We start from the raw sequence: 23,079 nt of genomic DNA, 5'->3' as shown, positions 1-23,079 counted from the left end.
CGGCACAGAGCACGGATCGGGTACCCCGGTGCCCCAGCCGCGCGCTGCCTCAGGAGCAGGTGGTGCCGTTGAGGGTGAAGGCGGCGGGCGGGGGGTTCTCACCGGAGTAGGCGCCGTTGAAGCCGAGGTACAGCGACTGGCCCGGCTTGATCGTCTTGTTCCATTCGTAGTTCTCGGCCGTGACCGCGGTGCCGGACTGGGTCCAGACGGCCGACCATCCGTTGGTGACCCGCTGGGAGGCGAGCGGGAAGCTGAAGCCGAGCTTCCATCCGGCGATGGCGGCGGTGCCGGTGTTGGTGATCGTGACAGTGGCGGTGAACCCGCCGCCCCAGGTGGTGGGCGCGTACGTGACCTTGCACGTGCTACCGGAGGACGCGGACGGCGACGGGCTGGGCGAGGAGGTTCCGCCCGGCTGCGCGACGGCCGTGTACGGCGCGGAGGGGTTGCTCAGGTTGCCGGCGGCGTCGCGGGCGACGACCTGGAAGGTGTACGGCTTGCCGCCTTCGAGGCCCGAGACGATGTCGCGGGGGATGCCGTTCTCGCCCTCGTAGGCGTAGCCGTGGTCGGTCTGGCGGAAGAGGTCGTACTTGGACGGGACCCCGCTGTCGTCGCTGACGCTGTTCCAGGCGAGGAAGACTCCCCCGGGGATGTCCATCCCGCTCACTGACGTCAGCCCGGTCGGGGTGCCGGGCGGGGTGGTGTCCGTCCCGGGGCTCGGGCTGGCGGCGGGCGGCTCGACCATGGCCCGCTGGCGGACCAGGTCGGAGGGCGCGCTGAGGTTGCCTGCGGCGTCCTTCGCCACGACGTAGAACAGGTAGTCGCGCCCCGGAGTGAGGCCCACGATCGCGAGGACCTTGTCGTCGGCCGGCGTGGAGACCTGGGCCGGCACCTTGCTGAAGGCGCCGTCGATCCAGGCGTACACGTCGTAGCCGGAGACCGCCACGTTGTCGGTGGAGCGGGTCCAGGTCAGGCCCGCCGCTCCGTTGATGTAGACGCTGTACGGTCCCAGCCCCTCCGGGCGGGTCGGCGGGGTCCGGTCGATCGGCGACGGGCTGGGCGGGGGAGCGGACGGCGACATGCCGCTGAGATAGTTCGCGGCCTGCGTCACCTCGTTGGACGGCGGGCCGGCGTTCCCGGCCACGTCCCTGGCGATGACCCGGAACGTGTACGACTGCCCAAGGGTGAGGCCGCTGACGATGGAACCGGTGCCGGTCGTCGTACGGACTGCCGTGAAGACGCCGTCCTGCTTGATCTGGACGTCGTAGCCGGTCACGCCCACGTCGTCGGTAGCGGCGCCCCAGCACAGCGACACGCCGACGCCGAGGCCCGACCCGGGCGCGCCGGGCAGCGGGCAGTGGAACAGCGTTCCCGGCGCGCTGGGCGGGGTGGTGTCAGCTGCGCCGACGGCAGGCGCGGCGGACGCGGCGAGCGCGAGGCCGGCGCCCAGGATCACGGAGGCCGGACGGAGACCCTTGACGGGCATGTGGTTCACCTTTCCGATGGGGGCGGCCCGGCGCATCGGGGGACGCGCCGGGCCGTCGGCGGGATCAGGAGCAGGTGGTGCCGTTGAGGGTGAAGGCGGTGGGTTTGGGGTTGCTGCCGGTGTAGGCGCCGTTGAAGCCGATCTGGATGGACTGGCCGGGGTTGATGGCCTTGTTCCAGTCGAGGCTGGTGGCGGTGACGTTGGCTCCGGTCTGGGCCCAGGTGGCCGACCAGCCGGGCGGCGTGATCGTCTGGTTGCCGGGGAAGGCGAACTTCAGGGTCCAGCCGTTGATCGCCGTGGTGCCGGTGTTGGCGAGCGTGACGGTCGCGGTGAAGCCGCCGCCCCAGTCGCTGGTCCCGTAGGTCACCTTGCACCCGCCACCCGCAGACGGAGACGGTGATGGAGACGGGCTGGGCGACGGCGACCGAGAGGGGCTGGGCGAGGGGGACGGGGTGGGCAGGCCCGACTGGGCGGTCGCGGTGAGCGTGGCCGAGGGCTGGCTGGTGTTGCCGGCCGCGTCCCTGGCCACCACGTAGAACGTGTAGCTGGTCCCGGCCACCAGCTTGTCGGCGACGTACAGTGCGGACGTGGACGAGCCGATCTTGGTGAAGCTCGTGCCCTGCTTCATATAGACGTCATAGCCGGTGACCCCGGTGTCGTCGGTCGAGGCCGTCCAGCACATCGGGACGGCGTTGACGAAGTCCGCTCCGCAGACCCACAGCCCGGTGGGCGCGCTCGGCGGCGTGGTGTCCACCGAAGCCGACGGCGAGGGAGACGGCGACGGCGATGGGGACGGAGAAGGCGACGGCGACGGCGAGGGCGACGGGCTGGGCGTGCCGCCGGGCGGCGTGCCCCACACCAGCGTGTTCCCGTCGTACACCGGCACGTGCGAGGCCGCTGACGCCGACCAGTCGTTGGACGGATCCCAGGTCGCGCCGTTCGGCACCGAGATCCGCAGTTGCGTGCTGCGGCGGTAGAGCTGGGCGTCGCCGGGATAGATGGGCTTGCCGGTGCAGTCCACCTCGGCGTAGTAGGTGCGGTCCTGCGCGAGCGTCGGCCCGGTCACGGCACAGCCGTTGCTGTCTCCGCCGGTCACCTTCACCTGGGAGACGGAGATGGAGCCGTCGAGCGTGAAGTAGTAGCGCGCCTTGCCCGACTGGAGGACGCGCGGCGGCCAGTTCGACGTGTTGGTGATGGTGACGCTCAGCGAGGTGCCGTCCACGCCGGTGTAGACGTTGCCGGTCTCGGCGTGGATCTCGTCGTACTTGTTCTCCGGGGCGGGGAAGCCCGCCGCCGGCGTCCCGCCGTACTCCTTGGCGAACCGCGCGAGCACGTTGGTGATGCCGGAGTTGTAGTCGATGGCGACCTCGTTGCGGACGTAGTCCGTACGGCTGTCGGTGTAGGCGTCGGTCTGGTCCGGGCCGCCGGCGAGCGCGCCGTACAGGACGTGCAGGTTCGGGCCGCTGGTGTCGCTCATGTAGCCGAGGTACTGGCCGCTTGCCGCCCGGTGGTGGACGTGCGTGGGCGGGTTCGTCCCGAAGCCGACCATGTAGCTGGAGTGGCGGGGGTTGTCCCCGAGCGCGTAGTCGACCTGCCGCTTGGCGAAGTCGTGGTAGCGGGCGTAGAGGGGGTCGTCCGGGCCGAGGTGGTCGGCGTAGACGAGGGCCACCCACGCGGTGTTCAGCGCCATGCGCAGCGAGGCCCAGTTGAAGATGTAGGCCAGGCCGCCGGGGGTGACCGGTCCCTTCTTGCCCTTGTATCCGACCGTCCAGTAGTCGAGGTAGCGCTGGACGTCGTCCTTGTACTGCTGCTCGCCCGTCAGCGTGGCCATCAGCGCGTAGACGCCGTACTCCTTGTCGTTCCAGCCGAGGCCGAAGGTGTACGCCGGGACGGCGGTGCCGCCCGCGCCCTGGCCCACGTCGGGCTCGCTGCCCATCTTGGGATAGAACTCGCGGGCCTTGTCGAGGTAGCTCCCGGTGCCGGTGGCCTGGTAGAGCCACACGGCCGCCCAGGCCAGTTCGTCCCAGTACATCTTGGTCGCGCCCGGGTGGTCGGAGCCGCCCTCCCAGGTCGAGTTGTAGTAGCCGGAGATGCCCGGCACGCAGCTCGTGTACGCCGTGTCCTGGCCGTTGGAGCCCTTCGTCGTGTCGGCGAACGTGAACAGCTGCTTGGCGTGGGTGAGCAGCGTGTCGGCGTACGACGGGTCGGCCGGCCGGAAGGCCATCGAGGAGGCCGCCATGGCCGCCGCCGTCTCGGCGACGACGTCGGTGCCCTTGCACGTCGGGGTGATCTTGTAGACCGGCCGCGCCATGCCCTTGATGTCGATCACCTCGGGCGGACCCCAGTACGCGTGGTCCACGCTGCCGTCGCCCACTTGGACGTACAACGTCTCCGGCTCGGGATGGGCGGCGATCAGGTAGTCGGTGGCCCACTTGAGGTTGTTCAGCATGGGCGTGAGCTGGGTCCCGTAGCCGGTGCGGTTCTCGACCAGGCCCCAGGCCAGCATCGTCGTGGTGAACGCCATCGGGAAGCCGAACTTGACGTGGTCGCCCGCGTCGTACCAGCCGCCGGACAGGTCCACCCCGGCGGCCTTGCCGTCGTTCAGCGTGCGGTCGCCGCGCCACTCCACCCGGCTCCAGGCGGGCTTCTTGCCGGACTGCTGCGCCTCGTAGAAGTAGATCGACTTCTGCAGGGCCTCGGTGTAGTTGTACGAGCTCGCCGCCTGAGCGGGCGCCGGGCCCGGGACGAGCAGGGCGGCCAGTATGGCGGCCACCCCGCCCAGGGACAGGAGTCTCATCGATGGCCTCATCTCAGGAGCAGGTGGTGCCGTTGAGGGTGAAGGCGGCCGGGCTGGGGTTGCCGCCGGTGTAGGTGCCCTGGAAGCCGATCTGGACGGACTGGCCGGGGTTGATGGTCTTGTTCCAGTCGAAGCTGGTGGCGGTGACGGCGGTGCCGGTCTGGGTCCACGTGGCCGACCAGCCGGGCGGGCTGATCTTCTGGTTGCCGGAGAAGGCGAACTTGAGGGTCCAGCCGTTGATCGCGGTGGTGCCGGTGTTGGCGATCGTGACGGTCGCGGTGAACCCGCCGCCCCAGTCGTTGGGCGCGTACGTCACCCTGCACCCGCCACCAGCGGACGGAGACGGAGAGGGGGAGGGGGACGGGCTCGGTGAGCGGCTGGGCGAAGGCGACGGGCTGGGGGACGGCGACGCCGAAGGGGACGCCGACGGCGAGGGCGACGGCGACGGGGAGGCGGATGGCGACGGTGAGGGCGACCGTGAGGGCGACCGTGAGGGCGACGGCGACGGGCTGGGTGAGGGCTCGGCGCCGGGCGGCGTGCCCCAGATGACGCGGCCGTCGTTGCCGTACAGCGTCATGTGGTCCGCGCCCTTGGCCGACCAGTCGTTGGACGGATCCCAGGTCGCGCCGTCGGCCACGCCGATGCGCAGCTGCACCTCGCGGCGATACTCCGACTGGCCGCCGGGGAAGATGAGCGTCCCGGTGCAGTCGACCTCGGCGTAGTAGGTGCGCCCCTCCAGCAGGTGCGGCCCGGTGGGCTGCTTGCACTGCGTGTAGGACGTGCTCACCGTGACCTGGCTCGCCGTCGTCGAGCCGTCGAGCGTGAAGTAGTAGCGGAACTTCGCCTTGTCGAGCACGGTCGCCGGCCAGGCCGACTTGTTGATGACGAACGTCTTGGCCGCCGTCTCCCGGCTCGTGTGGGTGATGGTCGGCTCCAGGGAGAACTCCGGGCCGTCGGGCGTCTCGCGCGGCAGCGTGGCCAGGGGCGAGCCGCCGTACTCGCCGTAGAGGACGGCGAGCGAGCTGGTGATGCCGGAGTTGAAGTCGAGCGCGACCTCGTTCTTCACGTAGTCGCCGCGGCTGTCGGTGTAGGCGTCGGCGCCGTCCGGGCCGCCGACCAGCGCGCCGTACAGGATGTGCCTGCTGACGGTGGGCTCGCCGTCGGGACCGGCGTTGGTCCAGGAGCCGTGCGCGCCGCGGTGGTGCGGGTTGCGCGGCGGGTTGGTCCCGAAGCCGATCATGTAGCTGGAGTGCCTGGGGTTGTCGCCCAGCGCGTAGTCGACCTGCCGTTTGCCGAAGTCGTGGTAGCGCGCGTACAGCGAGTCTCCCGAGCCGAGGAAGTCCGCGTACCTCATCGCGACGAAGGCCGTGTTGGCGGCCATGCGCAGCGAGGCCCAGTAGAAGATGTACGCCAGGCCGCCGGGCGTGATCGTGCCCTTCTTGCCCTTGTATCCGACCGTCCAGTAGTCGAGGTAGCGCTGGACGTCGTCCTTGTACTTCTGCTCGCCGGTCAGCTCGGCCATCTGCTCGTAGACGGCGTACTGCTTGTCGTTCCAGCCGAAGCCGAAGTTGAAGACCGGCACCTGCTGCCCGTTGCTGCCCGGGTCCTCCTGGGTGCCCATCTTCGGGTAGAACTCGCGGGCCCGGTCGAGGTAGCTCGCGGTGCCGGTGGCCCGGTAGAGCCAGACGGAGGCCCAGGCCAGCTCGTCCCAATACATCTTCGTGGCGCCCTCGACCTGCCCGCCCTCGCCCGTGGAGTTGTAGAACCCCTGCGCGGCGCTGACGCAGTTCACGTACGCCGTGTCGCGGCCGTTCGTGCCCTTGGTCGTGTCGGCGAACGTGAACAGCTGCTTGGCGTGGGTGAGCAGCGTGTCGGCGTACGACGGGTCGGTGGGCCGGAAGACGACCGACGAGGCGGCCATCGCGGCGGCGGTCTCGGCGGCGACGTCGGTGCCCGGGCACGACGCGGTGATCTTGTAGACCGGTCGCTTGTGGCCCTTGGCCTCGACGGTCTCCGGCGCTCCCCAGTAGGAGTGGTCCTCACCGCCGTCGCCGACCTGGACGTACAGGACGTTCGGCTCGGGGTGGGCGTCGATGAAGTAGTCGTTCGACTGCCGGAGCGTGTTCAGCAGGTACGGCAGCTGGCCCGAGCGCTCGTAGGACGCCCGGTAGTCCGCGCCGCCCCACGCCAGCGTGGTGGTCATGGCCGCCATCGGGAAGCCGAACTTCACGTGGTCGCCCGCGTCGTAGAAGCCGCCGGACAGGTCCACCCCGGCGGACTTCCCGTCGTTGACGGTCGAGTCGGCGCGCCAGGTCACCCGGTTGGTGGACGGGAGGTGCCCCGACTCCTGCGCCTCGTAGAACAGGAACGACTTCTGCAGCGCCTCGCCGTAGTTGAAGGACGCGGCCGCAACAGGGGTGGAAGTCGAGGTGACGGCCAGCAGGGCGCCGGCCAGTGCGGTCGCCGTGCTCGCGCTCAGCAGCCGTCGCGGTAGTCGCATCACGTGCCCCTCGAAAGGACGACGGGCCGGCCCCGCCGCGCGGGGCCGCCCCGGAAGCGGGCGGGACGATCTCGGGAGGACTCCCGCCCGGATGGTGCGTACGCGAGGTGGCGCGATCCAAGCACGCTCCGGTCACGGAGCGATACGTCCAGGTCAGGGCGGTCGAGGGCATGTCGCGGAGCTGAAACTTTCAGCTCCGCGCCGCGTCAGCTGCGCCCTGCTTTCAGCTCCGCCCTGCTTTCGGCTCCGCCCTGCTTTCGGCTCCGCGTTCACAGCAGCAGCATGAGCACACCCGCGAGGAGGATTCCGGCGACGGCCAGGGTCACCGCGAGCAACGCGGTCCTGCCGAACCGGCGGCGGATGAGTTTCGGATTGTGTGCCATCACGAGCGCCTTTCGTCTCGCCGAGTCAGTTCTCGGACGTGTGCGTGCGCGGTGTGGACGGATGCGTCGCCGTGAGCTCGCGTGCCCGGCGCAGCAGCGCCGCCCGGCGGGCATGGGCGTGCACGGCCAGCACCAGTGCGGCCGCCACGAACAACCCTCCGATCGCCAGCACGGGGGCGAGGCCGGTGCCGCGCCGCACCGCCGGCACGGCGAGAGCCGCGGTGGTGGCCAGCGAGGCGGCCAGGGCGATCCACGCGGCGATCACGCGGTCAGTGGCGAACAGCGGCACCCGGCGCATGAGCAGCCATCCGCCGTAGCCGGCCCAGGCCAGGCAGATGACGGCGAGAAGGGCGAACATCACCTGCGTGCGGCCGGGCAGCGGTCCTGGCTCGCCTGCCCACAGGGCGGTCACGAACGCCGTGCCCGACAGCCCGGACAACAGCGACGTCACCGCGCGGACGCGCCTGGCACGGGACAGCGCCGGTTCGAGCCGCTCGATCATTTCCCGCGCCGACAGCGGCGGCTCCTCGGTCATGGCCGGTATCCTTCTCCTCCAGCTGCGCGCGCAACAGGCGACGTGCGCGGTTGAGCCGCGACTTGACCGTCCCGGCGGGGATCTCGCAGATCTGCGCGCAGTCCTCCACCGAGAGGTCCTGCAGGTAGAACAGGACGAGGATCTCCCGCTCCGGCATGGGCAGGCCCGACAGGAGGCTCACCAGCTCGGCGCGGTCCACCGCGGCGTCCACGGGATCGTCGACGGTAACGTCACCGGCCGCCAGAGTCTCGTGCCCGTGCTCGTGTTCCTTGGCGTACTGGCCGCGCAGACGGTCGGTGACCGATCGGCGCGCGATGGTGAACAGCCAGGGCGCGAACCGGGCGGGTTCCCGCAACCGGGGCAGGCCGCGGATCACGGCCAGCCAGATCTCCTGGGTGACGTCGTCGGCCCGTTCGGCATCGAGCATGCGCCGCACGTACGTCCACACGGGCATCTGCCAGCGGGCGACCAGCTCGGCCAGCGCCGCGCGCTCGCCAAGCTGGGCACGCACCACCAGCAACTCGTCGGCCATCTCGTCCTCCCGTCTTATTGCACAGTCGGACGAGGGGCCGATCAGGTTCACGCATCCGGCCTCTGGATGGGATGCCGCGGTGGCGGCCGCAGAAGGGAACGGGCCGGGGAGGGCGGCCCGCCGGACTCGCGGCCGGACGCCCGGGTGACGTCCGGCCGCGAGGCGCCGCGCGCGCGGGCCGCTCCGGGCCCGGCGCTCGACTTCGCCCTACGGGCGGTGGCGCGATGTGGTCACGCCTGCACCGGCGCGGGCGCGTACGTCTCGACCTCCTGGTGCCGCATCCGGTGGATCAGCGTGTCCAGCGCCCAGGCGCCGGGCCCGAAGACCGCGACGAGGAAGAACGACCAGCAGAACATCGCCGCCGCCTCGCCGCCGTTCTGGATCGGGAACAGGCCCTGCGGCATGTGCACGGTGAAATACGCGTACGCCATCGAGCCGGAGCACAGCAGCGCGCTTACGCGGGTGAGCAGCCCGACGAGGACGAGCGTCCCGAACACCAGCTGGATGGCCGCCGCCCACCAGCCCGGCCACGTGCCGATCGCCAGGGCGTGGCCGGTGCCGCGGTTGCCGCCCAGCACGCCGAAGATCGTCGCCACGCCGTGGCAGACGAACAGCAGTCCCGTGACGATGCGGAAAAGCGAGAGGACTGGTCCCCTGATCTGGTCCGTTTTCATGTGATCACCTTCTTGTCGTGCCTGCCGGATGGGCCGCGTCGCATGCGCGCGGACACGATCCGGGCAGGCCGATGGGAACGCGCCGGAAAAGCTGAGATCCGGCGGAAGGGAAACGGGAAACTCCGGCCATCGCCTATTCGTAGTCATGGCGAAGTAAATCGGCCGTCATCTCCTGCGTTCCGTGGCTCACATTGTCGGCGGATTGGGCGTCCGGCGGTGCGAAGCCGCGCGGTTGTGCGAGCAAAAGACCCAGATCCGCTGGTCAAAGCCCAAATAAGCAGCATCGTCGCTGACGGCTTCGGCGGTTCGTCGGTGAACCACGTGGCCGCGCCTCGCTTATTCAGCGGTGAATATGCGCGGGGCGGCTAGCCCCAAGAATGCTGATGTCGGTGTCGCTGGTCAAGTCTTCAAGTAATTCTCTGTCAGGAAGCGGCGACACGATGTTGGTGAATTCACGACGCCGGCCCGGTCACCTGCCGGTTCTCCGGGGTCGCGGACGGTCCCGCCACGGGAGGCTGCGTGAAACTTTCTCGCATCAGTGCTCTGGCGTCAGCGCCGGGAACCCCTGGGCGCTACCTCGTCCAGAGGCACTCCTGCGCCGTACGCACGAGTGCCATCAGCCCGGCCGACAGCCGTTCACCCCGCCACGCGAGCGCGTACGTCAGGCGAAGGTCGCCCGCGTCCAGCGGGACGAAGGCGACGTCGTCCCTGCGGACGGACGTCACGACCAGGGAGGGGGTGGGCAGCAGGCCGACGCCGGCCGCGACCAGATCGAGCGCCGCGGCGAAGTCGTCGATCTCGTCGGCCACGACGTGCTGCCGGTGCGGCCCGACGCGGGCGGCGAGCCGCGCCCACATCCCGCCGGGCGGACGTTCCCGAGGCAGCAGGACGCGGTGCCGCGCGAGCCGTTCGGGCTGCACGCGGGGCAGTCCGGCGAGCGGGTCCCCGGCCGGCACGGCCAGATGCCCGACGGGCACGTGGAAACGGGCGGCGGTGGTCAGCTCTCTCGGGAAGGGAGCGGCGAGGACGGCCGCGGTGACCTCGCCGGCGGCGAGGGCGGCGAGGGCGGCGGCCCGGCCGGCCGGGCACAGCTCCACTTCGGCCGGGGGATCGAGGCGTGCCATCCGGCGGGCGATCCGCGCCGCGAGGCCGCCGACCGGCGGGGGATAGGCCAGGCGGACACCGGCGCCCTCCGGCGCGGCGAGCCGCCTCGCCTCCGCCGAGAAGGCGGCCGCCGACTCCAGCAGCGCCTCGGCGTACGGCAGCAGTGCCTTGCCGGCCGGCGACAGGTGGACCTCCCTGCTGGTCCGCTCGAACAGGCGGACCCCGAGCGTGCGCTCGAGACGGCCGACGGCCTGGCTCGCGGCGGGCTGGGAGACGCCCAGTTCGGCGGCGGCGCGGGAGAAGCTGAGGTGCCGGGCGACGAGGGTAAAGCAGCCGATGTCGCGCAGCGGCGGGCCGGAGTCCACGCTCCAGTATGGGGAGATCAGACGGTCCTGCGCAGACGCAGGTGGCAGCCCGTCTGGCGGTAGAACGCCACCTGGTCGTAGTAGAACCGCCCGCTGGCGAACACGCCGTCGTCGCCCATCGTGTAGGAGACCGCCGCGGGGAAGACCACGCGGCGGCCAGTGCCCATGATCTCCATGCCGCCCGGCAGCAGCAGCACTCCGGTGTGGGTGCCGCTGAACGTGAACTCCGTGACGACGCTGTCGTCGAGGACGGCCCGGGTGGTGATCTCGTTGTGCAGGTCGGGAAACGCCGAGAAAAGCTGCCGGAAGTACCAGCCGATCTGCTCGTGACCCTCCAGCACCCCCGCAGGCGTGACGACCACGGCCCCCGGGGCGAGGCAGCGGAGCAGTCGCTCCTCGTCGTGAGAGCTGATCGCGTCCGTGATCGCGTCGAGCAGCGCGTTGATCTCGGCCATGCGCCTCCCGTCCCCATCCTGGAACCCCTACCCATGGAAACAGGTGGCGACGCCGGGGCGGGACGCAGGGGCGGGTCAGTCCTTGCGGGCGACCCCGCACAGCGCGTCGACCTCGGACGCCTCCCCGAGCTGGGTGGGGTCGGGCCGCCACCGCGACACCGACACCACCCCCGGTTCCAGCAGGGTGAGGCCGTCGAAGAAGCGCGCGAACTGCTCGGGCGTCCGCAACCGGTAGGGGTCGCCGCCTTCGGCGCGGATGCGCTCCGCCTCGTCGGCCGCCTCGGGCAGGACGACCTTCGTGCCGTCCTCGAAGACCAGGTGGCTGCCGGACGGCAGGGCGTCCATGAGCCGGCGCACGATCGCGTACGCCTCCTCGTCGTCGAGCACCTGGCCCATGATCCCCAGCAGCATGAGGGCCACCGGCTCGCGGAAGTCGAGCGTCTTCGACGCGGCGCTCAAGATCTCGTCGGGAGCGCGTACGTCGGCCTCGATGTAGTCGGTCACGCCGGGCGGGCTGCTGGTCAGCAGGGCGTTCGCGTGCACCAGCACGAGGGGGTCGTTGTCCACGTACACGACGCGGGACTCCGGCGCCACCCGCTGCGCCACCTGGTGGGTGTTGTCGGCGGTCGGCAGGCCGGTGCCGATGTCGAGGAACTGCCGGATGCCCACCTCGCCCGCCAGGTGCCGTACGGCCCGGCCGAGGAAGCCCCGCGACTGCCGGGCGATGTCGACGATGCCGGGGTACGCCTGCCGGATCTGCTCGCCGAGTTCGCGGTCGACGGTGAAGTGGTCCTTGCCGCCCAGGAAGTAGTTCCAGATGCGTGCCGAGTGCGGCACGCTCGTGTCGAGCTTGGGACGGTGCTCCTCGCCAGGGCCGTCCACGAAGCCGTCGCTCATCCGGTCCTCCTGCCGTCACGTGATCAATGCCCACCTTAGAGACTCCCTGGCGCACGGCATAGCGGTGAAAACCGGCCCTTGAGTCTCCACCCGGTGGAGAGACCAGACTCGGAGTCATGGACGACGAGGGGCTGTTCACCATCGGATGGCTCTCCCGCCGCACCGGGATGCCGGTGCGCACGATCCGATACTGGTCGGACGTCGGCGCGCTGCCGCCTGCGGAGCGGAGCGAGGGAGGCTACCGGCTCTACGACGCCGGCGCCGTGGCCCGGCTGGAGCTCATCAGGACGCTGCGGGATCTCGGTCTCGGCCTGGACGACGTACGGCGGGTGCTGGAGCGGAAGGTCACCCTGGCCGACGTCGCCGCCGTCCATGTGGACGCACTGGACGCGCAGATCCGCACCCTGCGGCTCAGGCGCGCGGTGCTCAGCACCGTCGCGAGGCGGCGGTCCGGCACGGAGGAGACGAAGCTGTTGAACGAGCTGGCACGGCTGTCCGCCGAGGAGCGGCGGCGCATCATCGAGAACTTCGTGGACGAGGTCTTCGGCGGCCTGGACGCCGACCCGGAGCTCAGGAACCGGCTGCGGCACACCGAGATCGGCCTGCCCGACGACCCCACGCCCGAGCAGGTGGACGCCTGGGTGGAGCTCGCCGAGCTCGTGCAGGATCCCGGCTTCCGGCGGCGGATGCGCGACATGGTGCAGCACAACGCGCGCAACCGCGGGGAGCAGGGGCCGGGAGGCTTCATGTGGTTCGCGAAGAAGGTCGCCTGGCAGGTGGGTGAGGCGCGGGAGAACGGGGTGCGCCCCGACTCGCCTGAGGCCGTCGAGGTCGTCGGCCGCCTGCTCGGCGGCATGGACGCCGACGGCCGGGCGGCCGTCGTGCAGCGTCTGGAGGCGGGGCTGTTCGCCGAGGCCGAGCGCTATCGGCACCTCATGGCCGTGATCAACGGCCGGGAGCCGAAACCGTCCCACGCGGACGACTTCGCCTGGCTCCTCACCGCCCTGCGCGCCCACCCCTGACGTCCGGGGCGGGCGGCGCGGGAGCCAGCAGGCCGATCCGTTCGAGTACGGCCTGCTGGAAGTGCGCGCAGCCGGTGACGTCGTCGTGGTCGCAGCCCAGTGCGCACTCGACCACCTCCAGGGCCGCCCGGGCCTGTTCTATGCGTCGCAGGAGCTCGGCCCGCCGCTGCCGGAGGATCTCCCGCCGCTCGGACGCGGCGCGGGCGGCGATCATCTCGCGGATCTCGTCGAGGCCGAGCCCGGCCTCCTTCGCCCGCAGGATCACGGCCACCCGGAAGAGGTCGCCGGGGCCGTAACGGCGCCGGTCGCCCGCGACCCGGGCGGGCGTCAGCAGCCCCAGCGACTCCCAGTGCCGCAGGACGTGCGTCGCGAGGCCGAACCGGGCGGCCGCCTCGCCGATGCCGATGGTCGCGCTTGACTTCATGTCGACATTAAGTCCGACGCTGTCCTCCATCAGAACCTCGGCAGGGGACCGTCGTCTTCCGACGATGGGGGGATGCCGTCCCTGGCTGATTTTCTCTCTGGGCTTATCGCGGATTCCCTTCTCAGGAACATAGATGTACGGCGCTGTCAAGATGATCGTGTGACTCGTCAGGTGCGCACCTCCCCCGGCGTGGCGTATGACCTCGGATACCACGTGGTGTGGTGCCCGAAGAACCGCCGCCCGGTTCTGGGCGGTCGCGTCAAGACGCGCCTTGAGAAGCTGATCCGCGCCAAGGCCGGCGAACACGGGGAGGGAGATCGTGGCGCTTGAGGTGATGCCCGACCAGGTGCATCTGTTCGTCAAGCCCCACCCGAAGAACTCACCGTCGTACGTGGCCGACCAGTTCAGGGGCTTCACCTCCCACCACCTGCGCGCCGAGTTCGGTCACCTGCGCTCGCGGTTGCCCACGCTGTGGCCGCGACCCTACTTCGTGGCCACCGTTGGCGTGGTGTCGGACCAGATGGTGCAGCGTTACATCGAGACGCAGTACGAGCGCGCCCCCACAGGGGGTGGCCCTGCGTAGGTCGTACAAGTTCCTGATCCGCCCCACATCCAAGCAGGATGCCGCGCTGTCGGCCTGTTTGGAGGATCACCGGCAGCTCTACAACGCCGCTCTTGAGCACCGCCGCACCGCCTACGCCAAGGCCAGGGTGAGCATCCGCTACGGCGATCAGTCCGGTGAGTTGAAGCACGTCCGCGCCGATGACCCCGGTGGTCAGGGCCGGTGGTCGTTCTCCTCCCAGCAGGCCACCCTGCGCCGCCTCGATAAGGCGTTCCGCGCCTTCTTCGACCGCCTCAAGGCCGGGCGCACACCGGGGTTCCCCCGGTTCAAGGGGCGCGGCTGGTTCGACACGGTGACCTGGCCCAAGGACGGTGACGGCTGCCGGTGGGACTCCCAGCCCGAACACCCCACCGCCACCTACGTGCGGCTCCAGGGTGTCGGGCACGTACGCGTGCACCAGCACCGGGCCGTGCGCGGCCAGGTCAAGACGATCAGCGTCAAGCGCGAGGGCTCCCGCTGGTTCGTGGTGTTGTCGTGCGATGAGGTTCCCGCCGAACCGCTGCCCGCGACCAGTGCGGTCGTCGGTCTGGACGTGGGTGTGGCCTCGCTGGTCACCACCTCCGACGGGGAGCACCTGGCCAACCCGCGTCACCTGCAATCGTCGGCTGATCGTCTTAGGGCGGCACAGCAGGATCTCGCCCGGAAGAAGCGTGGGTCCAAGCGTCGCCGTAAGGCGGTCGCGCGGGTCGCAGCCCTGCATGCCAAGGTGCGGCGGCAGCGCTTGGACGGTGCGCACAAGACCGCCCTCGCCCTGGTCCGCGCCTACGACGTGATCGCGCACGAGGACCTGCGGATCGCGAACATGACCCGCAGCGCGTCCGGCACGATCGAGGCCCCCGGCCGGAACGTCGCCCAGAAGTGCGGGCTCAACCGTTCGATTCTCGACGCGGGTTGGGGGGTGTTCCTGACGGTCCTCGCGCACAAGGCTGAAAGCGCTGGTCGTGAGCTGATCGCAGTCGAGCCCCGCAACACTTCCCGCACGTGTGCCCGGTGCGGGCACTGCGCTGCGGACAACCGCCTCACCCGGGCCGAGTTCCGGTGTGTGTCGTGCGGGCACGCCGCACACGCTGATGTGAACGCGGCCAAGAACATTCTCAGGGCAGGGCTTGCCCTTCGCGACGCTGCGGAAGCGGCCTAGCGAGAAGCCGCTCCCTTCAGGGAGCGGAGGAGTCACGTCGAATCACACTCTCATCGCCCTTCTCGACCGCGTGGACAGGCATCCCGGCCAGGTGGCACTGCGTACGCGCTCCTACGAGCTTCTCGGTCCGGCCGCCGGGAGCCGCGTGGTGGACGTCGGCTGCGGCGCCGGACTGGCCGTCGCGGAGATGGCCGCCCTGGGCGCGGAACCGATCGGCCTGGACGTGGACGCCCAGATGATCGAGGTCGCCCGGTCCCGGCACCCGGGCCTGGAGTTCCGCCGGGCCGACGCCCGCGACCTGCCGTTCGGGGACGGCGAACTGACCGGTTATCGGGCCGACAAGGTCTACCACGCCCTGGATGATCCGGCGCGGGCGACGGCCGAGGCATGGCGGGTGCTCGCCCCGGGCGGGCGGATCGTGCTGGTGGGGCAGGACTGGGACACCTTCGTGATCGACTCGGACGACCCCGCTCTCACCCGGGTCATGGTGCACGCGAGGGCGGAGGCCGTGCCCAGCCCGCACGCGGCCCGCCGTCACCGCAACCTCCTGCTCGACGCGGGCTTCGCGGACGTCACCGCCGAGGTCCGTACGGGTGTCTTCACGGACGGGTCGTTCCTGCCGATCGCCACCGGCCTCGCCGAGGGGGCGTACGCGGCGGGCGCGGTCACCCGGCGGCAGGCCGACGACTGGATCGCGGAACAGCTCGGCCGCGCGCGGCGGGGCAGGCTGTTCCTCGCCGTGCCCATGTTCCTGGCCGCCGCCCGCCGTCCGTGAGTGAGCGCCGTCCGTGAGTGAGCGCTGTCCGTGAGCATCGTGCGTGAGCACCGCCGGGGAGGTAGCCCGTCCGCTGGGGGCACGACGGCGTCGGCCGGAATGTCGGTGGCCGGGGCTATGGTGCGTCCGTGACGACGTTCGATCTTTCATCGCCGGCCGCGGTGGGGGCCGTCCGAGCCGAGGACGGCCTCTGATGGTCACGGCCGACGACGTGCGGCGGGTCGCGCTGAGGCTGCCCCGCACCGAGGAAGCGCTGGTGCGCGACCACGTGAAGTTCCGGGTCAGGGGCATCGTGTACGTCTCCATCTCCCCGGACGAGACCCTGATGGGCTTCGCGTTCCCCAAGGAGGAGCGGGAAGCCCTCGTGGCCTCCGAGCCGGAGAAGTTCGTCATGCCCCTGCCCTCGGACGAGCGCTATCAATGGGTCCGGGTCAGGATGGCGGCCATCGACGAGACCGAGATGCGGGAGCTCGTCGTCGACGCCTGGCGCATGGTCGTGCCCAAACGAGTGGCCGCCGCCTACGACGCGACCTGATCTGCCGGGAACCGGCACGACGCCGCAGGCAGGCGGAATGAGCGGCGCGTGATCCATAAGCGCGGTCAATGGATCGCGGGAGCCGGACGCGGGGCCGGAACGCCGCGGCCGAATCCGGTGGCCGGATCCGGCCGGCAGGCCCTGGACACCGCAGGGGAGGCGTCGGCTGGCCCGGACATCGCATGGGTGGAGCCCGCTGGCAGGCCCGGCACCGCAGGGGAAGATCTCCGCCCCTGCTCAGACTCGGGCGCCGCCGTCGACCCGCAGGACGGCGCCGGTCACGAAGGAGGCACGGTCGCTCAGCAGCCAGGCGGCGGCCTCGGCGATCTCGGCCGGGTCGGCCCCGCGGCGCAGCGGTGTCCAGGCCGTGAGCCGCTCCTGGAGACCCGGGGACTCCGCCTCCCAGGCGCGGATCATCTCGGTGAGCGTGTTGCCGGGGGCGATGGCGTTGACCCGGATGCCTTCGGGGCCGTAGGTGACGGCGGCCGACTCGGTGAGGCTGTTGACCGCCCGTTTCATCGCACCGTAGGCCGGCAGCTCCGGGTTGCCTCCCCAGCTGCCGACGGACGAGTTGTTGACGATGGCGCCCGTGCCCGCGGTGGCCCGGATCGCCTCCACCTCGGCGACCATGGCCAGCCAGACGCCCTTGAGGTTCACGGTGTAGACGAGGTCGAAGTCGGCCTCCTGCATCCGGTCCAACGGGCCGGGCGGCTGGCCGATCGCCCCGTTGTTGAAAGCGACGTCGAGCCGGCCGTACAGGTCCACCACGCGGTTCACGGCGGCCCGCACGCTCTCCGTGTCGGCCAGGTCGCACACCACGTAGTCGGCGGTGCCGCCCGTCGCCCGGATCTCCTCGGTCACCGTCTTCAGCTGGGCCTCCGTGCGGGCCGCGAGCAGCACTCGTGCGCCCTCCCGGGCGAACAGCCGCGCCGCCGCGGCTCCGATGCCGCGTCCGGCGCCGCTGACGAAGGCGACCTTGCCGTCGAGCAGGCCGGGAGCGCCGGGCGGGGTGGGGATGGTCGTGCCTGTTGTCGGTGTGTTGTCCATGCCAGTGAGCCTGCGCCGACGGGCGCCGCTCCATCCAGGCATCGGCAGTACCTGGATCGCCCGCGCGCTGCGCGCACACTGGAGGTGTGAACCGACGAGAACTGGCCGACTTCCTGCGCAGCAGGCGCGAGCGGATCAGCCCTGCCGACGTGGGGCTGCCCGTGGGGCCCAGGCGCCGCACCCCGGGGCTGCGGCGTGAGGAGGCGGCGCAGCTGGCCTTCATCTCGACCGAGTACTACACGCGGCTGGAGCAGGCCCGCGGTCCGCACCCGTCGCGCGAGGTGCTGGCCGGGCTGGCCCGGGCCCTGCGCCTGTCGGACGCCGAGCGCGCCCACCTCCACAACCTCGCCGGCGTCTCGCCCGCCCCGCCGCCGGGGCCCCCGCGGGAGGTGCGGCAGAGCATCCTGGACCTGCTGGCGAGGCTGCCGCAGGCCGCCGCGTTCGTGACGTCCGCCACGCTCGAGGTGCTCGCCTGGAACGAGTTGGCGGCCGCCCTCATGGAGGACTTCTCGGCCCTGTCCCGGCGCGACCGCAACCTGGTGCGCCGCGTGTTCATCGGCCCGCACCGCGAGGGACGGCGGTTGTACGGGGTCTCCGACGCCGACGACTTCGCCCGGCACGCGGCCCGGCGCCTGCGTGCCGCCGCCGCCCGCTACCCGGACGCGCCGGAGGTCACCGGGCTGGTGGACGAACTCCTCGCGAAGAGCCCGGAGTTCGCACGCCTGTGGGCTTCCCACGACGTCACGGACGGGCCCACGCTGTGCAAGACCTTCCAGCACGCGATGGTCGGCCCGGTCACCGTCAACTGCGACGTCCTCGACATCGCCGACCGCGATCAGCAGGTGGTGATCTACACCGCCGTACCCGGTTCGCCGTCGGAAGAGGCGCTACGGCTGCTGTCGGTCATCGGCACGCAGCGCATGGACGCCCCCCGCTGACCAGCCCGGGTGACCTGCCGAACTGATCCATAAGCGTGCTCGATAGATCCGCCGGGGCGGGACGGGACGAGGAGAGGATGCGGGGCGTCCTGTTCGACGTATGAGGAGTGGTGATGACGTCGTCTTTCCCCGCATCGACCGTGCTGGGATATCCGCGGATCGGGCCGGATCGGGAGTTGAAGCGGGCGCTGGAGTCCTACTGGGAGGGGCGTTCCAGCCGGGCGGACCTGGAGGAGACCGCACGGCGGTTGCGGGAGGACACCTGGCGGCGGCTCGCCGCGCTCGGGCTGGAGGGCCTGCCGTCGAACACGTTCTCCTATTACGACCAGGTGCTCGACACGGCGGTGCTGCTGGGCGCGGTGCCCGCGCGCTACCGGCACGACGACGACCTGGAGACCTACTTCGCGATGGCCCGGGGCGCCGAGGGGATCGCCCCGCTGCGCATGACCAAGTGGTTCGACACCAACTACCACTACATCGTTCCCGAGATCGGCCCGGACACGGTCTTCTCGCTCGACGCCGCCAAGCCGCTGGCCGAGGTGCGCGAGGCCCTCGCTCTGGGACTGGAGACCCGGCCGGTGCTGGTGGGGCCGGTGACGTTCCTGCTGCTGTCGCAGGCCGCGCCGGACAGCCCAGAGGGCTTCGCCCCGCTCGACCGGCTGGACGACGTGGCCGAGGTGTACGCCCGCCTGCTGGCCGAACTGGCCGCGGAGGGCGTCGGCTGGGTGCAGCTGGACGAGCCCGCCCTGGTCGCCGACCGCACCCCCGCCGAGCTGGCCGCGGCCGAGGCGGCGTACGGCCGGCTGGGACGGCTGGAGAACCGGCCCGCGCTGCTGGTCGCCTCCTATTTCGGCGATCTCGGCGACGCGCTGCCCGTGCTGGCCGGAGCGCCGGTCGAGGCCGTCGGCCTGGACCTCGTCCGGGGCTCGGCCCACGGTGTGGACGCCCTGGGTGTGGAGGCGCTGGCCGGCAAGACCGTCGTCGCCGGCGTGGTCTCGGGACGCGACGTGTGGCGCACCGACCGCGACCGCGCGCTGGCCACGCTGCTCGCCGTGCGGGAGCGCGCCGGGCGGGTCGTGGTGAGCACGTCGTGCTCGCTCCTCCACGTGCCCTACGACGTGGGGCGCGAGACCGGCCTCGACCCCGCGCTGCGGGAGCGGCTGGCGTTCGCCGAGCAGAAGGTCGCCGAGGTGGCCGAGCTGGCGGCCCTGCTCGCGGTCACACCCGGGCATCACCTGCCCGGACAGCCCGCCGCACAGGAGCGCCCGCGCACCTTCCCGGCCCGGACGGCGGAGGGCCGCGCCCCCTACCCTGTACGGGCGGCGGCGCAGGCCGAGCACCTGAAGCTGCCGCTTCTCCCGGTCACCACGATCGGCTCCTTCCCCCAGACGGGCGAGCTGCGCCGGGCCCGGGCGGCTCTCGCGGCCGGGGAGATCGGGGAGGCGGCCTACGAGAACATGGTCCGCGCGGAGATCGAGCAGGTGATCGCGCTGCAGGAGCGGCTGGGGCTGGACGTCCTCGTGCACGGCGAGCCCGAGCGCAACGACATGGTGCAGTATTTCGCCGAGCACCTCGACGGCTTCGCCGTCACCCGGCACGGCTGGGTCCAGTCGTACGGCTCGCGCTGCACCCGCCCGCCCATCCTGCACGGCGACGTGCGGCGGCCGGGGCCGATCACGGTGAGGTGGGCGCAATACGCGCAGTCGCTGACGAGCACGCCGGTCAAGGGCATGCTCACCGGCCCGGTGACGATCGTGGCCTGGTCGTTCGTCCGCGACGACCTGCCGCTGCGCGAGGTGGTGTTCCAGGTCGCCGACGCCGTACGGGAGGAGGTGGGCGACCTGGAGGAGGCGGGCATCCGCGTCATCCAGGTCGACGAGCCCGCGCTGCGCGAGCTGGTGCCGCTGCGGCGTGCCGAGCAGGGCGCCTACCTGGAGTGGGCCGTCGCCGCCTACCGATGGGCCACCTCGGGCGTGAGTGAGCACACGCAGATCCACACGCATCTGTGCTACTCGGACGCCGACCAGATCCTCGCGGCGATCGACGCGCTCGACGCCGACGTCACGAGCATCGAGTCGGCCCGATCGCGGGGACGCGTGCTGGGCGTGGTCGGCGGCTTCTCCCGTGGGCTCGGACCCGGTGTGTACGACATCCACTCGCCGCGCGTGCCGGGCGCCGACGAGGTGGAGCACCTGCTCACGGAGGCGCTGCGGACGGTGCCCGCCGAACGGTTGTGGGTCAACCCCGACTGCGGGCTGAAGACCCGCTCGTACGAGCAGGTCGAGGCGGCGCTCGCCAACGTGGTCGAGGCGGCGGCCCGCCTGCGCGAGCGCCGCTCCTGAGCGGTGGGCCTGAGCACCGCCCCCGGGCGCGCCATGCCTGAGCGGTGGGAGGTGCAGGCCGCGAGCGAGAGCAGGGCGAGACCGCGGCCACGGGCGTACGCAGACGTGTGGAGGTTATCGGAGAGACCCCGCAGTCCGCGTCCCCGGGGCCGGACGGACGGTTCAGCGGGGCTTGGCGGACCCCCGGGGGACCACCAGGCCGGACTCGTAGGCGAAGACGACGAGCTGCGCCCGGTCCCGCGCGCCGAGCTTGGTCATCGCCCTGCTCACATGGGTCTTGGCGGTGAACGGGCTGATCACCATGTGCGCGGCGATCTCCTCGTTGGTGAGGCCGTGCGCGACCAGGGCGACGACCTCCCGTTCGCGGTTGGTGAGCTGCTCCAGGGCGGCCGTCGGCAGGGCGTCCGGCGGGCGGGAGACGTACTCGCTGATGAGCGTCCGGGTGACCGCCGGGGACAGCAGGGCGTCGCCGCGCGCCGCGACCCTGATCGCCTGGACGAGCTCCGCCGGGTCGGTGTCCTTGAGCAGGAAGCCGCTCGCGCCCGCCCGCAGCGCGTCGAACACGTAGCGGTCGAGCCCGTAGTTGGTCAGGATCACCACCCGGGTGGCGGCCAGACGGGGATCGGCGGCGATGCGGCGAGTGGCCTCGATGCCGTCCATGACCGGCATCTGGATGTCCACGAGCGCGACGTCGGGGAGGTGCCGCTCGGCCAGCGCCAGGCCCTGGCTGCCGTCGCCCGCCTCGCCGACCACCTCCACGCCGTCCTCGGCGTCGAGCAGCGCCTTGAAGCCGGCCCGGATGAGCGCCTGGTCGTCCACCAGCAGCACCCTGATCACGCCGCTCCCTCCGTGACCGGGAGGGGCAGCTCGGCGTGGACCGTGAAACCGCCGTCCGCTCCCGGACCGGTCCGGAGCCGCCCGCCCAGCCCGGACACCCGCTCGCGCATGCCGGTGAGCCCGACGCCCACCCGAACCGCTTCGGGCCCGATCTCGGTGCCCGTTCCGGACGGCTCGTCCGTTCCGCGCTCCTGTGTCTCGGCGCCCCTGCCGTCGTCCTCGACGAGTACGACGAGGGCGTCGGGCAGATAGCGGACGTACACGGACGCCGAGGCGGGGCCCGCGTGCCGCGCCACGTTGGTGAGCGCCTCCTGCACGATCCGGTAGGCGGTCAGGTCGACCTCGGGCGGCAGGGCGCGGGGCATGCCGCTGATCGCGAGCGTGGCCGGCACGCCCGCCGACCGCGCCCGATCGACCAGCTCGCCGATCCTGTCGGCCCGGGCCGCACCGGGCGCGTCGTCGGGGCCGGGTTCGCGCAGCACCTCCAGCGTCGCGCGCAGCTCCCGCATGGCGTCCGCACTCGCGTCCTGGATCGCCAGCAGCGCGGGCGGCACGTCGTCGCCCCGCTTGCGCGCGAGATGGACGGCCACTCCCGCCTGCACCTTGATGATCGAAATGCTGTGGGTGAGCGAGTCGTGCAGTTCCCTGGCGATGCGCAGCCGCTCCTCGCCGGCCCGGCGCAGCGCGACCTCCTCGCGGGTGCGCTCCGCCTCGACGGCGCGCTGCTCGGCCTGGCGCAGGTACGCCCGCCGTTGCCGGGTGACGACCCCCGCCACGTTGGCGGCGACGAACCAGCCGACCAGCAGGCCGACCCGGTCCACCACGTCGCGCGGGGTCCGTGCGCCGAGGTCCGACAGCTGCTCCAGCAGGACACCGGCGAGGTAGGCGGCGCTGACCGACGCCGCCCACACGCGCCGGCCCACGGTGGCCGCCGAGAACACCGTGAGCAGGAGGGGGAACGCGGTCGCGGTCTCGGGCTGCACCAGCAGGGCGTAGGCCAGCATGCAGGCCCCGGAGACGACGAGCGCCGTCACCGGCGCCGCCCGCCGGGCGGCGAGGGCGAAGGACCCGCCCACCAGGAGCAGGTAGCCCACCACCCCCAGCTGCGCGGGCCCGCTCGGCGCGCCGGGAACCAGGGTGCCGCCCGCGAGCAGCACCGCCACGACAGCCGCGAGCGCGGCGTCCGACCCGTAGAACCGGGGAAGGCGGCGACGGCCGGCCCCCGCCCGGTCGTCCCCGAGGGCCGGCTCGTCCGTGAGGGCTAATCGGTCCGGGAGGGCCGGTCCGTCCGGGAGGGCCGGTCCGTCCGTGAGGGCCGGTCCGTCCGGGAGGGGTGGTCCGTCCGAGCGGGCCGCTTCGTCCTTGAAGGGCGGTTTGCCGGGGAGTCCCGGCAGGTCCGCGAACGCCCGTGGGCCGGGCGACGCCGGCTCGTCCACGGTCACCGGTGAGCGAGACTCCCGTGGGCTGGGGGACGCCTGCCGTCCGCGATCGCCGTCCATGTCTGAAGGGTAAACCGAGGCCGATTCGGCCCGCCTCCTCCCGGCGGACCCATCCGGCGCTACTCCCGCGGGAGTACGGCCGCCATCCTGCAGCCGCGCCGGGAGCGGCCGGGAACGCATTCCGCCGTACGACGACGGGGGCGACGGCGCTCGGCAGGATCGGTTCGCATGACAG

Annotated in this window: 21 protein-coding genes; 8 read left to right on the top strand and 13 right to left on the bottom strand. The window is 71.7% G+C overall.

Annotated features, from left to right (window positions below):
* Positions 1–49: 49 nt before the first annotated feature.
* The 9 genes from BXA11_RS45085 to BXA11_RS35345 all read right to left on the bottom strand — a co-directional run bounded on the left by BXA11_RS45085 (position 50) and on the right by BXA11_RS35345 (position 11,725).
* The gene (locus tag BXA11_RS45085; protein ID WP_159454896.1) at positions 50–1,483 is read right to left on the bottom strand and encodes a cellulose binding domain-containing protein; all 1,434 of its coding nucleotides are present in this window, start codon (positions 1,481–1,483) and stop codon (positions 50–52) included.
* Positions 1,484–1,547: 64 nt separating this feature from the next.
* Complete coding sequence (locus BXA11_RS35380) at positions 1,548–4,280, bottom strand: glycoside hydrolase family 9 protein (RefSeq protein WP_239105013.1); 2,733 nt, start codon at positions 4,278–4,280, stop codon at positions 1,548–1,550.
* A 13-nt stretch (positions 4,281–4,293) separates the two neighbouring features.
* Positions 4,294–6,780: a glycoside hydrolase family 9 protein gene (locus BXA11_RS35375; RefSeq protein ID WP_076441691.1), complete on the bottom strand. Its 2,487-nt coding sequence runs from the start codon at positions 6,778–6,780 to the stop codon at positions 4,294–4,296.
* A 408-nt stretch (positions 6,781–7,188) separates the two neighbouring features.
* Complete coding sequence (locus tag BXA11_RS42695) at positions 7,189–7,461, bottom strand: hypothetical protein (protein ID WP_143734707.1); 273 nt, start codon at positions 7,459–7,461, stop codon at positions 7,189–7,191.
* Entirely contained in the window at positions 7,433–8,230 is a 798-nt protein-coding gene (locus BXA11_RS35365) for an RNA polymerase sigma factor (RefSeq protein WP_076441621.1), read from the bottom strand. The genes BXA11_RS42695 and BXA11_RS35365 overlap by 29 nt, the downstream gene beginning before the upstream one ends.
* A 230-nt stretch (positions 8,231–8,460) precedes the next feature.
* Positions 8,461–8,904, bottom strand: coding sequence for a DoxX family protein (locus tag BXA11_RS35360; RefSeq protein WP_076441620.1), 444 nt, complete (start codon positions 8,902–8,904; stop codon positions 8,461–8,463).
* Positions 8,905–9,476: 572 nt separating this feature from the next.
* The gene (locus BXA11_RS43490; protein ID WP_076441618.1) at positions 9,477–10,373 is read right to left on the bottom strand and encodes a LysR family transcriptional regulator; all 897 of its coding nucleotides are present in this window, start codon (positions 10,371–10,373) and stop codon (positions 9,477–9,479) included.
* Between the two features lie 17 nt (positions 10,374–10,390).
* Positions 10,391–10,828: an ester cyclase gene (locus tag BXA11_RS35350; protein WP_076441616.1), complete on the bottom strand. Its 438-nt coding sequence runs from the start codon at positions 10,826–10,828 to the stop codon at positions 10,391–10,393.
* Positions 10,829–10,903: 75 nt separating this feature from the next.
* Positions 10,904–11,725 carry an SAM-dependent methyltransferase gene (locus tag BXA11_RS35345; RefSeq protein ID WP_076441614.1) on the bottom strand — a complete coding sequence of 274 codons (822 nt, stop codon included), beginning with the start codon at positions 11,723–11,725 and terminating at the stop codon, positions 10,904–10,906.
* A 116-nt stretch (positions 11,726–11,841) separates the two neighbouring features.
* Between BXA11_RS35345 and BXA11_RS35340 the strand changes: the two genes are divergently transcribed.
* Entirely contained in the window at positions 11,842–12,747 is a 906-nt protein-coding gene (locus tag BXA11_RS35340) for a helix-turn-helix domain-containing protein (protein ID WP_076441612.1), read from the top strand.
* Here BXA11_RS35340 and BXA11_RS35335 read toward each other — a convergent pair.
* Positions 12,722–13,171 (bottom strand): MerR family transcriptional regulator, encoded by a 450-nt coding sequence (locus tag BXA11_RS35335; protein ID WP_076441610.1) that lies wholly within the window; start codon positions 13,169–13,171, stop codon positions 12,722–12,724. The genes BXA11_RS35340 and BXA11_RS35335 overlap by 26 nt on opposite strands.
* A gap of 72 nt (positions 13,172–13,243) precedes the next feature.
* Between BXA11_RS35335 and BXA11_RS45865 the strand changes: the two genes are divergently transcribed.
* The 5 genes from BXA11_RS45865 (at position 13,244) to BXA11_RS35315 (ending at position 16,241) form a co-directional block, all read left to right on the top strand.
* Complete coding sequence (locus tag BXA11_RS45865; RefSeq protein ID WP_373320578.1) at positions 13,244–13,501, top strand: transposase; 258 nt, start codon at positions 13,244–13,246, stop codon at positions 13,499–13,501.
* Entirely contained in the window at positions 13,491–13,754 is a 264-nt protein-coding gene (tnpA, locus tag BXA11_RS45860) for an IS200/IS605 family transposase (RefSeq protein WP_373320577.1), read from the top strand. The genes BXA11_RS45865 and tnpA overlap by 11 nt, the downstream gene beginning before the upstream one ends.
* Positions 13,741–14,931 carry an RNA-guided endonuclease InsQ/TnpB family protein gene (locus BXA11_RS35325; RefSeq protein ID WP_076441608.1) on the top strand — a complete coding sequence of 397 codons (1,191 nt, stop codon included), beginning with the start codon at positions 13,741–13,743 and terminating at the stop codon, positions 14,929–14,931. Before tnpA ends, BXA11_RS35325 begins: the two co-directional genes overlap by 14 nt.
* A 70-nt stretch (positions 14,932–15,001) precedes the next feature.
* Positions 15,002–15,706, top strand: a complete 705-nt coding sequence (locus tag BXA11_RS35320; RefSeq protein WP_204053679.1) for a methyltransferase domain-containing protein — start codon at positions 15,002–15,004, stop codon at positions 15,704–15,706.
* 193 nt (positions 15,707–15,899) lie between these two features.
* Positions 15,900–16,241: an MmcQ/YjbR family DNA-binding protein gene (locus BXA11_RS35315; protein WP_076441606.1), complete on the top strand. Its 342-nt coding sequence runs from the start codon at positions 15,900–15,902 to the stop codon at positions 16,239–16,241.
* Between the two features lie 237 nt (positions 16,242–16,478).
* On the opposite strand, the gene BXA11_RS35310 is transcribed toward BXA11_RS35315, so the two are convergent.
* Positions 16,479–17,288: an SDR family NAD(P)-dependent oxidoreductase gene (locus BXA11_RS35310; protein WP_076441604.1), complete on the bottom strand. Its 810-nt coding sequence runs from the start codon at positions 17,286–17,288 to the stop codon at positions 16,479–16,481.
* Between the two features lie 86 nt (positions 17,289–17,374).
* Here BXA11_RS35310 and BXA11_RS35305 point away from each other — a divergent pair, with 86 nt between their 5' ends.
* The gene (locus tag BXA11_RS35305; RefSeq protein ID WP_076441602.1) at positions 17,375–18,226 is read left to right on the top strand and encodes a helix-turn-helix transcriptional regulator; all 852 of its coding nucleotides are present in this window, start codon (positions 17,375–17,377) and stop codon (positions 18,224–18,226) included.
* Positions 18,227–18,339: 113 nt separating this feature from the next.
* Positions 18,340–20,568, top strand: a complete 2,229-nt coding sequence (gene metE, locus BXA11_RS35300) for a 5-methyltetrahydropteroyltriglutamate--homocysteine S-methyltransferase (RefSeq protein WP_076441600.1) — start codon at positions 18,340–18,342, stop codon at positions 20,566–20,568.
* Positions 20,569–20,730: 162 nt separating this feature from the next.
* Here metE and BXA11_RS35295 read toward each other — a convergent pair whose 3' ends face one another.
* Both BXA11_RS35295 and BXA11_RS35290 read right to left on the bottom strand, forming a co-directional pair.
* On the bottom strand, positions 20,731–21,405 hold the full coding sequence (locus BXA11_RS35295) for a response regulator (RefSeq protein ID WP_030510602.1): 675 nt from the start codon (positions 21,403–21,405) through the stop codon (positions 20,731–20,733).
* Positions 21,402–22,904 (bottom strand): histidine kinase, encoded by a 1,503-nt coding sequence (locus BXA11_RS35290; RefSeq protein ID WP_239105012.1) that lies wholly within the window; start codon positions 22,902–22,904, stop codon positions 21,402–21,404. The genes BXA11_RS35295 and BXA11_RS35290 overlap by 4 nt, the downstream gene beginning before the upstream one ends.
* Positions 22,905–23,079 lie beyond the last annotated feature (175 nt).

The organism is Microbispora rosea (genome assembly GCF_900156315.1).
Taxonomy (GTDB): domain Bacteria; phylum Actinomycetota; class Actinomycetes; order Streptosporangiales; family Streptosporangiaceae; genus Microbispora; species Microbispora rosea.
Note: the sequence above shows the minus strand (reverse complement) of the source record. Positions and strands in the feature narration are given on the sequence as shown.